The organism is Halorubrum sp. SD626R, from assembly GCF_001261915.1.
GTDB lineage: Archaea > Halobacteriota > Halobacteria > Halobacteriales > Haloferacaceae > Halorubrum.
In genome coordinates this window covers 1-12,523 of the sequence record NZ_CVRT01000158.1, presented here as the reverse complement: position 1 = coordinate 12,523, position 12,523 = coordinate 1, and the positions used below count along the sequence as shown (strand labels likewise).

The following is a 12,523-nucleotide window of genomic DNA, read 5'->3' as shown; positions in this document are numbered from 1 at the left end:
GCGAGGATCTTGTTCGGCGCCAGGTCCTCCGAGGTCATCAGCACGCGCTCGGAGCCGTTGACGATGAAGTAGCCGCCGGGGTCGACCGGGTCCTCGCCGATGTCGATGAGCTCCTCGTCGGAGAAGCCCGCCATGTTACACTTGTCCGAGCCGACCATGATCGGCATCCGGCCGACCTTGGTCTCGGTCGTGTCGACGACCTGCTCGGGCTCGTCCTCGCCGCCGCGCACGATGGACATCTCCATGAAGACGGGCGCCGAGTAGGTGATGTTCCGGAGGCGGGCCTCCTGGGGGTACAGCAGCTCCTCGGAGCCGTCGGCCTCGCGGACGCGCGGGGTGACCATCCGCACGTCGCCGAGCTCGACGTAGACGGGCTCCTGGCCCTCCTTGTCGCCGATGTCGGTCTCGATCGTCTCCTTCTCGTCGACGACCTCCTGCATGCCGCGGTCCAGGAAGTTGTTGAACGATCGGAAGTGGTGTTCGGCGAGCCGTTCGTCCGAGAAGTACTCGCGTGAGACCACGCGTCGGTCTTGCCTGTTCATGAGACGACCAGTCGGTACACGACGGCTTCCTCCGTCGTGCGGGAGTTTCGAACGATCTTCACCACGTCGCCGACCTCGGCCTCGTCGGGGAGCGCGGGATCCGTGCGTTTGATCTTCGGTAGGTTCGTCCGCTTCACGTCGTACTCGGCCAGGACCTCGTCGACCTCGTCGTCGTCGAGGAGGACGTGGTCCGGAACGAGTTCGTGTTGGCTTACGTCTACCATGGGTGGTGGTTATTGAAAGAAGCTATCACGAGATACTACAGATCGCTACAGGCGCCAGCGCAATAAGACTTGCCAACCGGCTCCGCCGCGCGCGGCTCACGACGACGGGGCGTGCGATACTCTCACCCATGCGGCTATCATACAAAAGGCTACCGCCGATATCGGGTCGGCGCCGACCGTCTCGCCCCTGTTACCCGTCCCCACCGTCGTCAGCGATGACAAGCCTTATTTGCCAGACAGGGGTACGAATGACTGCGACAAGCCCGGATGGTGTAGTGGCCCATCATACGACCCTGTCACGGTCGTGACGCGGGTTCAAATCCCGCTCCGGGCGTCCCCCGTTTCGGGGCTTCTGTCGCTGTTTGCCCGGATGGTGTAGTGGCCCATCATACGACCCTGTCACGGTCGTGACGCGGGTTCAAATCCCGCTCCGGGCGTCTTTCGCTTTCGCAGCTAATGACGCTGCAAGCCCGGATGGTGTAGTGGCCCATCATACGACCCTGTCACGGTCGTGACGCGGGTTCAAATCCCGCTCCGGGCGTCCCCCGTTTCGGGGCTTCTGTCGCTGTTTGCCCGGATGGTGTAGTGGCCCATCATACGACCCTGTCACGGTCGTGACGCGGGTTCAAATCCCGCTCCGGGCGTCTTTCGCTTTCGCAACAACGAACGAGGAGCGAAGCGACGAGTGAGTTCCGCGAAAGCGAAGCGTCAGAGGATTGAACCCTATCAGTCGCGCGCAGCGACTGACGGGAGCGAGCACGTCTGATTCAGGTTCAAATCCCGCTCCGGGCGCTTACTGACGCCATACCGAACGAGTAGCGACGCGGACGCTGCACTCGTCCCGACCTACAGGTCGAGCAGTTCCCGCAGCTCCGCCACCAGCGACTCCGTCTTCGCGTCCGGCTCCTCGTCGTCGGTGACCGGCGTCCGGCCGTCGTACGTCTCGTGAACCATCGAGACGCCCTCGGCGAGGGTATCGAGCCCGTAGCCGCCCTCCAGCACGTAGGCCTCGACCGCGCCGGCGTCGTCGGCGACCGACCGGATCCGATCGGTCATCATCGCGTACCCCTCCGAGGAGACGCGCATCCGCGAGATCGGGTCGTGGCGGTGGGCGTCGAACCCCGCGGAGACGATCAGCAGGTCGGGGTCGAACCGGTCGATCGCCGGCCCGATCGCCTCGTCGATGGCGTAGCGGTAATCGGCGTCCCCGGCGCCGGCGCCGAGCGGGAGGTTCACCGTGGTCCCATCGCCGTCGTCGCGGCCGATCTCTTCGAGGTCGCCGGTGTCCGGGTAGAGCCCGTCCTCGTGGATCGACGAGTAGAGCACGTCGCCGCGGTCGTAGAACACGTCCTGGGTGCCGTTTCCATGGTGGACGTCCCAGTCGAAGATCGCGACCCGGTCGGCGGCCCCCTCGTCGAGGGCGGTCTGGGCCGCGACGGCGGCGTTGTTGAAGAAGCAGAACCCCATCGCGTCGTCGGGCACCGCGTGGTGTCCCGGCGGGCGGCCGAGCGCGAACGGGGTGTCCCGGCCGTCGGCCCCGTCGAGCGCCGACTGGGCCGCCCACTGCGCGAGGCCGGCGGCGGTGAGCGCGGCGTCCCACGTCCCCTCGCTCGCGACGGTGTCGGGGTCCCAACTCCCGCCGCCGTCGTCGACGAACGCCTCGAGCTCGTCCACGTACGCCGCGTCGTGGACGGCGACGACCGCCTCGCGGGTCGCCGGGTCCGCCTCGACGTACTCGACGCCGTGGCGCTTGGTGAGCCCGCGGCGGATCGCGCGCAGCCGGTCCGGGTTCTCCGGGTGTCGCTCCCCCGTGTCGTGCGCGAGACACCGCTCGCTGTAGCCGAACCGCATCTACTCGAACAGCGCGAAGTACGTCTCGATATCCTCGGCCTGTACGGTCCGTCGGTCGGCGTGTCGCGCGAGCGTCGCGGCCGCGCTGGCGACGTTGTCGGCGTAGTCCTCTAAGATGTCGGCAAGCGCGATCCGCGCGTCGACGCCGACCCGGTAGCGGTCGTCGATCCGGAGCCGCGCGATCCGGTCGATGGGCGCGACCGGGAGGGCGAGATCCTCGCGGGCGATCACCTGTTCGACGCCGAAGTCGGACGCCATCAGCGTCTTCCGTCCGTCCTCGGTCGCCCGCTCGGCGGCGTCGATCGCCAGCTCCGCGCCGTGCGACTGGATGCGGCGCGCCAGCTCCTCGGCGGCGTCGGCGCTGACGCGGAGCTCCCCGGCGTTCCGCCGGATGATCCCGTCGACCGGCGCGAACGGCAACTCGACACTCATACACACAGTCGCGTCCGTGCACGGTATAACGCTTTCCGTTACCGCCGTCTCCGCGTCCGAGCGCTGGCGTCGCGGCGACTCGACGCGTCGCTCTCGCCCGAAGCACCGCCCGGCCACGCGACGCTCGCGACCGGCCGCGGAAACGCCGTCACCGGGTCGACCGTCGCTCGCGACGGTCAGAACACGTCGTCCGCGTGGATCGTCCCGTCGCGCTCCGCGCCCCGCACGGTGACCTCCTCGCCGAGACGGAGGCCGGCGTCGGTCTCGACGCTCTTCGTCTGCTGGCCGTCGTCCAACACGACGGGGTCGCCGGTCTGCACGACGGTGCCCGTGAACTCGACGTCCTCGGCCGACTGCTCCGCCGCCGCGGCCCCGTCCCCGCCGGATACGGCGTTCTCGGCGCCGCTTCCGCCCTCGCCGGTCTCGCCCGCGACGGCCTCGGCGGCCGCCTTCTGCCCGTCTTCCGCGAAGGCCCCGAGCCCGGTGCTCTCCCCGTTGCGCTGGTCGCCGCCGTCCCCGTTCCCGCCGCTGGCTCCCGACGCGGCATCCGCGGTCCCGCTCGCCGCGTCGCTCCCCTCGTCGAGGACGGTGACCGTCGAGCGCCAGTTCGCGGACGCCTCCAGGTCGTCCTGCCAGCCGTCCTGGATCTCGACGTCGGTGAAGACGACGCGGTCCGCCAGCTCGACTTCGCGGTCGGCCTTGTCGCCCCACAGCGCGACGCGGATCTCGCCGGTGTCGTCTTTGATCCGTACGTTCCGGACCTGTCCCTCGCTGCCGTCGTCGCGATCGAAGGTGCGCACCGGGTCCGTCTCGATGACGCCCCCGCCGACGTCGACCGTCTCGCCGATCTCCAGGTCGGCGATATCGGTCGTCTCGGGGACGTACTCGACGTCCTCGTCGACGCGCTCGACCGTGCCGCGGTCGCCGACGTGGAGCTCCAAGTCGCCGTCGCGCTCGCGGACGTAGCCGTCGCCGACCTCGACGACCTCGCCGGGCTCGAACTCGTCTGCGAGGTCGGCCTTGTCGTCCCACAGCGTGACGCGCACGCGACCGGTCTCGTCGCCGACGGTGAGGTTCGCCACGCGCCCCTCGCTGCCGTCGTCGCGGTCGAACGTGCGGATCGAGTCGGTGTCGAGCACCTGTCCGACGAGGTCGACGTCGGAGGCGCCGAGCGAGAGGTCCTCGACCCGGTAGGTGTCGAGCACCTGCACGTCGACCTCGGCGTCCTCGTCGGGCTCGACCTTGTCGGCACTCACTTCCAGCCCGCTGTACCCCTCCTTCGGCCGGCCCATGACGCGGAGCACCTGGCCGACCTCCAGCTCGTCGTCGGCCGCCGCGGCCATGTCGTCCCAGAGCGCGACCCGGACGGAGCCCGAGGCGTCGGCGACGTCGACGTTACAGACGCGTCCCTCCTCGGCCTCCTCGTCGTCGCGCTCGAACGTCTTGACCTCGCCGATGGAGGTCACCTTCCCGAGGAACTTCACCTCGTTCATCCCCGGCTCGATGTCGGCGATCGTGTCGGCCTCCTCGTCGCGCAGCTCGTGGGCGATCAGCATGGCGGCCGTCTCCTCATCGGCGAGCCCGCCCATCTGCTCGACCTTGTCCTCGACGGCCGCCTCGAACTCCTCGAAATCGACGTCGGTGTCGAGGTCCTCGTAGACGTCCTCTATGGCTCCCATACGCGTACCTCCTCGGTTGTCGAGTCCGCGGATAAGCGTTGTCCTTGCCGGGGTTTCGCGGCCGAACGCGCGCCCGTCACCGGTCCGCTCCGAGACGCGATCGCTCGTCGGCTCCGCGGCGTCACCGCCGCGGATCGGGGTTCGGTCATACCGGTCCCTCGGTCCCCTCGATACAAAAGGTGTGCAATTCGCGCGCGATCGCCTCCCCCCTGCCGCGTCGCGTGCGACCCTCCGCCACGCGGCCTCCGGACCGTAACCGTCTTATGTGCCACCGCGGTACGTTCGCTTGAGTCCTGGTAGGGTAGTGGACTATCCTCTTGGCTTGCGGAGCCAGGGACCGGAGTTCAAATCTCCGTCAGGACGCTCACTTCTCGCAGGCGCTCCGCGATGCGGAGCGCCTGCCTCGGCGTTCGCGTCCTGACGTGCCCTGCGCTCGCTTCGCTCGCGCAGGACTCCGTCAGGACGTTTTCAGACACACCAAACGGCAAGCACTGCGACCCGTGCATGAATTCCACACTCTACCCGCTATTCATTCACGATTTAGAAGGGCGGTGGCGCGTGCCTCCGAGCGCCCACCGGGCGCGAGGAGCACGCGCGAGGGAGTCGCTGGCGCGAAACGCGCCAGCGACGAGGCTGGGGAGGCGTGAGGTGCTGTGCGGTCGCGGTGCGGGGCGGGACTCAAAGTCAAAGGGGCAGCCGTGAGGACAGCGCAGGCGACACAAGCACCGCAAGGAGGGAGCGAAGCGACTGACTGAGGAGCGCAGCGAGCGTGCGCTGTCCTCACGGCTGGGGCTTTGGAGGTGTTCACCGTACAGTCTCCGATCGCGTAGTACCGAGCGACTGGGGTTTTAGAACTACTCACTGCACCAACATCGACAATTTATATATAGGCGAAGCGGTTGATGAATGATCCCTCGCTGGAAACCGTTTATAAACGACCGAGCGCCGATCCGACGCTCCTCGCCCTCGCTTCGCGAACGGACGGGGCCTCCCGATCGGCGTCTTAGTCGTGCGGGTGGAACCGCTCCATCGCGCGTTTGACCGCGTCCGAGTCGCCGATGAAGGTGACGTGATCGCCGTACTCCAGCACGCTGTCCGCCGACGGCACGTGGTTCTCGCCGTCGCGGCTGACGACGGCGACGAAGGTGCCGTCGGGGATCTGCGCGTTGAGGTCGCGGATCGTCTTCCCGGCGAGGTTCTCCGCGGTCACCTCCACCTCCTGTACGTCGTGGCTGTCGCCGAGTTCGTTCATCCAGTGGGTGATCGCCGGCCGTTCGATCTCGTCGTCGATGGCCACCGCCGTCGCCGTCGGTGAGTCGATCGCCTTCACGCCGATGCTCTCGAAGGCGTCGAGGTTGTCCGACTCGTTCACCCGAGCGTACACGGGCTCGACGTCGAATTTCGTAATCGCGAGCTGACACGTGAGGAGGTTGATGTCGTCGTCGCCGGTCACCGCGATCACGCGCTTCGCGTCCTCGATGCTTGCGCCGCGCAGCGTCTCGGTGTCGCTGCCGTCGCCGTCGTAGACGGTGAACCCCTCCGAGCGCGCCCGTTCGATCACTTCGTCGTCGATCTCGACGATGACGACGTACTCGCCCCGCCGCTCCAGTCGTGTGGCGAGCGCCCGGCCGACCCGGCCGCCGCCGATGATTATCGTGCGCATTGGTGACACTCCGAGGAAGTCGCCGATCTGTCGCGCGAGACCGGCCTCGACCGCGACCGTCGCGAAGATGACGGCGAACACCGTCCCGACGAGAAGCTCGCCGGCCGCCACGCTCCCCGCCAGCTCCAGTTCGATGGCGAACAGCGTGGCCACGCTTGCCGGGATGATCCCGCGCGGCCCCACGCTCGCGATGAACAGCCGCTCCGGCCGCGTGAACCGCTCGACGCCGGCGGTAGCGATCAGCGCCCCGAGCGGCCGGAGCACGAGCATGATCACGAGGATGAGCGCGACCGCGCCGAGGCCGAGCTGCAGGATCGCCTCGACGTCGATCAGCGCGGCCAGCGAGATGAAGACGAACGAGAGGACGACGAGCGTCGTGTTCTCCGCGAACCGCTCGATCTCCTCTCGGTTCTCGATGTCGAGGTTGCCGAGCAGGATCCCGCTCGTCGCCGCCGCCGCGATGCCCGCCTCGGCGGCGACGGCCTCGGCGGCCGCGAACGCCCCGACCGCCGCCGCCAACACGAGGAACTGCGACGCCTGCACGTCGCGCTCGGGGACCAGATCGCTCTCCAGCAGGTAGTAGATCACCACCGTCGCGAGCACCCCCGAGAGCACGCCGACGCCGAGCCGCTCGACGAACGAGAAGACGGTCGCGGGGACCCCGAGGTCGTCGAGCAGCAGCGTCTCGAAGATCACCACGGCGACGATCGCGGCCGTCACGTCGTTGACGATCCCCTCGGTCTCTAACGCGGTCGCGACGTGGTCCCTGACGCGGACCACGTTGAGTATCGGCGTGATCACGGTGGGACCGGTCGCGACGAGCAGCGCCCCGATCAGCAGCGCGATCTCCCAGTTCGCTCCTTCGAGGAACCGGACCGCGACCGCGGTCCCGAGGAACATCACGAGGGCGCTGACCGTCACCAGCCGCAGCGACACCGTGGACGCGCCCCGGATCCGGTCGACTCGCAGGGCGAACGCCCCCTCGAAGACGATGATTGCGACGCTGATCCCGACGATTATCTCCAGCCCGCTCCCGAACGTCTCCAGCGTCACGAGCCCCAGCACCTCCGGCCCCAGCACGACCCCGATGAGGAGGTAGAAGATGACGCTCGGTACCTTCAGGCGGTGAGCGACCAACTGGACGACGAGCCCCGACACGAGAATCGCCGCGATGACCGGCAACAGGCTGGACACGTCTACGGTTCGTACGCGCGCCGCCCTCCTTAGTGTACTGGTGGCCGGTCTCCGAGTCCGCGGTCGACGAGCGTCTCGCCCTTTTTACGTCGCCGTCGTCGACACCCGCGCATGACCGACCGCGACTCGGGCGTTCGGGACGACGACGGCGGGAACGCCCCCGAGAGCGCTCCCTCCGTCTCGGCCGCCCTCTCCGCCGGCGCCGCCCTGTTCAACGAGAGGCACGTCCTCGCGGCCCACGATCCGTGGGAGGCGGCGTGGCTCCCGCTCGACGGGGGCGACGACGAGCGCCTGCTCCACGGGCTGATCGCGGCCGCGGCGGCCACCCACCACGCGAGCGAGCGAAACTGGTCGGGGGCGGCGGGGTGCGCCGAAAACGCCGAGCGGTACCTGTCCGGGTTCGACGACGGGACGGCTCGCGGCGCCGACGGCGGAGCCCGCGGGGTCGATGTCGCAATCGTCCGGGAGTGGTGTCGGCGGCTCGCAGTCGACCCCGAGACGATCGAGCGCGTCGGTCCGCCGCCGATCCGGATCGACGGCGCGGCGCCGGGGTTCGACGACCTGACGCTCCCGGCCGCGCTGCTCGCGGCGCCCGCGCTCGCCGAGGCGGTCGACCGCGGTGACCCGGCGACCTTCGAGGCGGCGGCGGAGCTGGCGCGGGCGGAGCGCGGCACCGGCCGGACGCGGTTCGCGGAGCTCCTCTTCGCGTTCCTCCGCGAGCCCGACGCCCGCCCGCAGGTGGCCGCGCGGCTCGCGGACCACGTGGAACTGGCGGAGCGAAAGCGGCGCGACGTCGACGACCTCTTCTGAACTCCCGTCAGGCGCCGTCGGTCGGGGTGTCGGGGTCCGGGGGGAAGTTCGGCTCCGCGGGGGGCTCGTCGGCGGCGGTTCGGTCGGAATCCCCCTCCTCGTCGCCCGTCGCGGCCCCCTCCTTCGGCTCGCCCTCGAAGGTGTAGTCGGCGGAGTTGTCGGCGGGGTCGTAGCCGAGCGCCTCGCGGGCGCGCTCGATCGAGTAGTAGCGGCGGTCGTTGTCGGAGATCCCGTAGACGACCTCGTACCCGTAGTCGGCCTGCAGACACCTGTCGAACAGGTGCGCGCAGTCGCGGTGCGAGAGCCACATCGCCTGCCCGCGCTCGTACTCGCGGGGCGGGTGGTCCTTCGTGAGGTTCCCGATGCGGACGCAGACGACGCTCATCCCGCGCTCGTCGTGGTACAGCCGACCGAGCGCCTCGCCGGCCGCCTTCGAGACGCCGTAGAGGTTTCCGGGTCGGGGGAGTTCGGTGCCGTCCAGGCGGTAGCCGTCGTCCGGGCGGTACAGGTCCGGCGTGCGGTCGTCGGTCTCGTAGCCGCCGACCGCGTGGTTCGAGGAGGCGAACGCGAACCGCTCGACGCCGGCCTCGGCGGCCGCGCGCATCACGACCTGCGTCCCGTCGATGTTGTTGCGGAGCACGGAGTCCCACGGCGCCGTCTTCCGCGGGTCGCCGGCGAGATGGATCACGGCGCCGACGCCCCGCATCGCCTCCCGGACCGCCCGCCCGTCGGTGATGTCCGCGACGTACCGGTCGGCGTCGGTGACCCCGTCGGGCACCTTCGCCGCCGGGAGCGGCTCCCTGTCGAGGAGCCGCCACTCGTAGTCGTCGCCGATGCCCCGGAGGATGGCCTGACCCACCCGTCCGCCGGCGCCCGTCAGCAGGACCGGCTCGTCCATTCGGTCGTACGTGGGCGGGAGACGGGCATATAACACACGGTTCGACCCCGTACCGGGCGGTCACGAGGGGAGGACGCCTGAACGCCGGAACATCGGCGCGAAGATGAGGGGACCGCGAGGACGCGCCGACACCGAGAACCGGGCGGGTCCCGGCTACAGCTTCTCCCGCGAGACCGAGACGCCCGTCGGCGTGACGACGATCTGGTCGTCGCCCTTCTGGACGATGTCGCCGTCGACCTCCTGAGCGACCTGCCGCAGCTCGTCGATGATGTGTTCGATCGTCCGGTCCGACGTGGAGTGGCGGGTGATGTCGGCGATGACGAAGTCGCCGTCGTAGACGGCGTCCTTGATCGGGATGACGTCGCTCTGGTCGCCGATCTCCGCGATGTGCACCTGCATTCCCGTCTCGGCGTGCGCCTCGGCGAAGTCGTCGATGTCGAGCTCGACGTAGTCGTCGACGGAGCGGTTGCCGCCGCCGCCGAGGATCTTGCTCATAATACCCATACACTGTACACGTCGAGGTCGGACATTAGTTCTTACGTCAGACGCTCTCGCCGCGCCCCGTCCGCGGCGGGATCAGTCGCCCTCGTCGAGCCGCTCCTGCCACTCCCGGACCCGCGACAGCAGCTCCACCGGCGCGGTCTCCGCGACGTCGACGTCGCTCAGCTCCGCGAGCACGGCGCGGGTCTTGGGATCGAGCCGGCCGGTCGTCGCCGCGGACTCCGCCGACCCGCCGGCTCCCGGTTCCGGGCTCGTTCCGTTGCGCCCCCCGTCGGGGTCGGGGGCGTCGGTCGTCGTCGCTCCGGAGTCGCCGCCGGTATCCCCCGCGAACGACCCCGACGAGAGGTCGAAGACGACCTGTCGCGTGTCGCCGTCGGCGTCGCCCCGCTCGCTGCCTCCGCCCCGCCCGCCCCCCTTCGCCTCGATCGCCTTCTCCTCGCGGAGCCGGTCGATCACCGCGTCGGCGCGGGAGACGACCGGGTCGGGGACGCCCGCGAGGTCGGCGACGTGGACCCCGTACGACCGGTTCGTCGGGCCGTCACGGACCGTCCGGAGGAACGTCACCTCGCCGTCGCGCTCGTCGACGGCGACGTGGACGTTCGCCACGCGCGGGAGGTGGTCGGCGAGCGCCGTCAGCTCGTGGTAGTGGGTGGCGAAGAGGGTGCGCGCGCGAACCTCGTTGTGGAGGTATTCGGTCGCGGCCCACGCGATTGAGATCCCGTCGTAGGTGGCCGTGCCGCGACCGACCTCGTCGAGGATCACGAGGGAGTCTTCGGTCGCCGAGTGGAGGATGTTCGACAGCTCCTGCATCTCGACCATGAACGTCGAGCGCCCCTGCGCGAGCTCGTCGAGCGCGCCCACCCGGGTGTAGATCCCGTCGACGAGCCCCACTTCGGCGGCGCGGGCGGGGACGAACGAGCCCGCCTGCGCGAGCAGCTGAATGAGGGCGGCCTGCCGCATGTACGTCGACTTCCCGCTCATGTTCGGCCCGGTGACGATGAGGAAGCCGCGCTCCCCGTCGAGCCGGAGGTCGTTCGGCACGAAGTCGGTCGTCCGCTCGACGACGGGGTGGCGCCCGGCCTCGACGTCGAGCCGGCGCTCGTCGGTCAGCTCGGGGCGGGTCCAGTCGTTGCCGGCGGCGTGAGTCGCCAGCGACGCGAGCGCGTCTACCTCGGCGACGACGCGCCCGACGTCCTGGAGCAGTTCGGCGTCGCCGGCGACGCGCTCGCGCAGCGCCTCGAACAGCTCGTACTCCAGCTCCCCGCGGGCCTCCTCCAGCCGGAGGATCTCCCGCTCGCGCTCCTCGAGCTCGTCGGTGACGAACCGCTTGGAGTTCTTCAGCGTCTTGATCTCGCGGTAATGCTCGGGGACCCGGTCGGCGACCGACTTCCCGACCTGGATGTAGTAGCCGTCCGTCTTGTTGCGGTCGACGGTGACGTGACTGAGCCCGTGCCGTCGCTTCTCCCGCTCCGCGAGCGTGTCGAGCCACTCCTTCGCCTCCTCGTGGCTCGCGATCAGCTCGTCGAGCTCGTCGTCGTACCCCTCCCGGAGCAGTCCCCCCTGCGTCTTCGCCTTCGGCGGGTCGTCCGCGAGCGCGTCGGCGAGCTCGCCGCGGAGCGCGCCCGCGCGCTCCCGGTCGAGGCCGTTCAGCGTCTCAGCGATCGGCGAGTCCGCGAGCGCGGTCCCCTCGACGGCGTCGACGAGCTCCGGCACCAGCCCGAGGGTGTCGCGCACCGAGAGGAGCTCCCGAGCGCCCGCGCTCCCGCTCGTCGCCCGCGAGGCGAGCCGTTCGAGGTCGTACGCGTCCCCGAGCGTCTCTCGGAGGCGGTCGCGCGCGAGCGCCGCCGACGCCAGCGCCTCCACGGCGTCGAGCCGGCGGTCGAGCCGCGCCCGGTCCCGCCGCGGTCGCGTGAGCCACTCCCGGAGGAGCCGGCCGCCGGCCGCGGTGACGGTGTGGTCGACCGTCTCGAACAGCGACCCCTCCCCCTCGCCGCGCATCGTCTCGGTCAGTTCGAGGTTGCGCTGGGTCGTCGCGTCGACGTCGACGTGGTCGCCGTCGCCGTACGCCGTGAGCCGCGTCATCGACGCGAGCACGCCCGCGCCCGTCCCCTCCACGTAGCCGAGGACCGCGCCGGCGGCGCGCAGCGCGAGGTCGGAGTCGATCCCGACGCTGTCGGCGGTCTCCCGGCCGAACTGCTCGCGGACCGCGTGTTTCGCCCGCCCCGGCGCGAACGCCTCCGCGTCGAACAGCGAGACCGACCCCGACAGGTCCTCGCGGACCGCGCCGAGCAGCCGGTCGTCGTTGCGAACGCGGGGGCCGGGGAGCACCTCCGCGGGGTCGAACCGGTACAGCTCGGCCCGGAGGTCGCTCTCGTCGTCGACCGCCGTGACGAGGAACCGGCCCGTGGTGACGTCGGCGAGCGCGAGCCCGTAGGGGCCGCCCGCCTCGTCGCCCTCGGTCGCCGCCGCGCCGCCGGTCGTCGACGCGCCCGCGGCCCGCCCGTCGCCCTCCCGGACGACCGCCGCGAGGTACCGCGCGTCGTCGTCGGCGGTTTCGAGGAGGGTCCCGGGCGTGACGACCCGCGTGATCTCGCGGGCGTGGCCGCCGTCGGTCTCGTACTGGTCCGCGACGGCGACCCGGTAGCCGCGCTCGACGAGCGCCTTCACGTAGGGGGTCAGCTCCGAGAGCGGGACGCCCGCCATCGGGTACGACGAGCCGTGCGAGGACT

General features: G+C 70.1%; 9 protein-coding genes, 5 tRNA genes and 1 pseudogene. 6 read left to right on the top strand and 9 right to left on the bottom strand.

What is annotated here, in order from left to right:
- Together SD626R_RS15855 and SD626R_RS15850 are read right to left on the bottom strand one after the other, a co-directional pair.
- Window positions 1-542, bottom strand: a pseudogene (locus SD626R_RS15855) (DNA-directed RNA polymerase subunit B''); the annotation flags it as partial.
- Window positions 539-766 carry a DNA-directed RNA polymerase subunit H gene (locus SD626R_RS15850; protein ID WP_092567274.1) on the bottom strand — a complete coding sequence of 76 codons (228 nt, stop codon included), beginning with the start codon at window positions 764-766 and terminating at the stop codon, window positions 539-541. The pseudogene SD626R_RS15855 and the gene SD626R_RS15850, both read right to left, overlap by 4 nt.
- A 261-nt stretch (window positions 767-1,027) precedes the next feature.
- On the opposite strand from SD626R_RS15850, the gene SD626R_RS15845 reads away from it, so the two are divergent.
- From SD626R_RS15845 to SD626R_RS15830, 4 genes are all read left to right on the top strand, one after another.
- A tRNA-Asp gene (locus SD626R_RS15845) sits at window positions 1,028-1,100 on the top strand.
- Between the two features lie 30 nt (window positions 1,101-1,130).
- A tRNA-Asp gene (locus tag SD626R_RS15840) sits at window positions 1,131-1,203 on the top strand.
- A 31-nt stretch (window positions 1,204-1,234) separates the two neighbouring features.
- Window positions 1,235-1,307, top strand: a tRNA-Asp gene (locus tag SD626R_RS15835).
- Between the two features lie 30 nt (window positions 1,308-1,337).
- A tRNA-Asp gene (locus SD626R_RS15830) sits at window positions 1,338-1,410 on the top strand.
- A gap of 202 nt (window positions 1,411-1,612) precedes the next feature.
- Here SD626R_RS15830 and SD626R_RS15825 read toward each other — a convergent pair.
- The 3 genes from SD626R_RS15825 to SD626R_RS15815 form a co-directional block, all read right to left on the bottom strand.
- Window positions 1,613-2,617, bottom strand: coding sequence for a histone deacetylase family protein (locus SD626R_RS15825; protein ID WP_092567273.1), 1,005 nt, complete (start codon window positions 2,615-2,617; stop codon window positions 1,613-1,615).
- Entirely contained in the window at window positions 2,618-3,049 is a 432-nt protein-coding gene (locus SD626R_RS15820; RefSeq protein WP_092567272.1) for a histone, read from the bottom strand.
- Between the two features lie 176 nt (window positions 3,050-3,225).
- The gene (locus SD626R_RS15815) at window positions 3,226-4,728 is read right to left on the bottom strand and encodes a single-stranded DNA binding protein (RefSeq protein ID WP_092567271.1); all 1,503 of its coding nucleotides are present in this window, start codon (window positions 4,726-4,728) and stop codon (window positions 3,226-3,228) included.
- A gap of 290 nt (window positions 4,729-5,018) precedes the next feature.
- Between SD626R_RS15815 and SD626R_RS15810 the strand changes: the two genes are divergently transcribed.
- Window positions 5,019-5,091: transfer RNA gene (locus SD626R_RS15810), tRNA-Arg, on the top strand.
- 640 nt (window positions 5,092-5,731) lie between these two features.
- Here the strand turns inward: SD626R_RS15810 and SD626R_RS15805 are convergent.
- Window positions 5,732-7,573 (bottom strand): cation:proton antiporter domain-containing protein, encoded by a 1,842-nt coding sequence (locus SD626R_RS15805; RefSeq protein ID WP_092567276.1) that lies wholly within the window; start codon window positions 7,571-7,573, stop codon window positions 5,732-5,734.
- Between the two features lie 123 nt (window positions 7,574-7,696).
- Here SD626R_RS15805 and SD626R_RS15800 point away from each other — a divergent pair, with 123 nt between their 5' ends.
- Entirely contained in the window at window positions 7,697-8,395 is a 699-nt protein-coding gene (locus SD626R_RS15800; RefSeq protein WP_092567270.1) for a DUF309 domain-containing protein, read from the top strand.
- Window positions 8,396-8,402: 7 nt separating this feature from the next.
- Here the strand turns inward: SD626R_RS15800 and azf are convergent, their stop codons facing one another.
- The 3 genes from azf to mutS form a co-directional block, all read right to left on the bottom strand.
- Window positions 8,403-9,293, bottom strand: a complete 891-nt coding sequence (gene azf, locus SD626R_RS15795) for an NAD-dependent glucose-6-phosphate dehydrogenase Azf (RefSeq protein ID WP_092567269.1) — start codon at window positions 9,291-9,293, stop codon at window positions 8,403-8,405.
- 153 nt (window positions 9,294-9,446) lie between these two features.
- Window positions 9,447-9,797: a cell division protein SepF gene (gene sepF / locus SD626R_RS15790; RefSeq protein WP_092567268.1), complete on the bottom strand. Its 351-nt coding sequence runs from the start codon at window positions 9,795-9,797 to the stop codon at window positions 9,447-9,449.
- A 72-nt stretch (window positions 9,798-9,869) separates the two neighbouring features.
- On the bottom strand, window positions 9,870-12,523 hold a 2,654-nt coding region (gene mutS / locus SD626R_RS15785; RefSeq protein ID WP_141651442.1), incomplete at its 5' end, for a DNA mismatch repair protein MutS.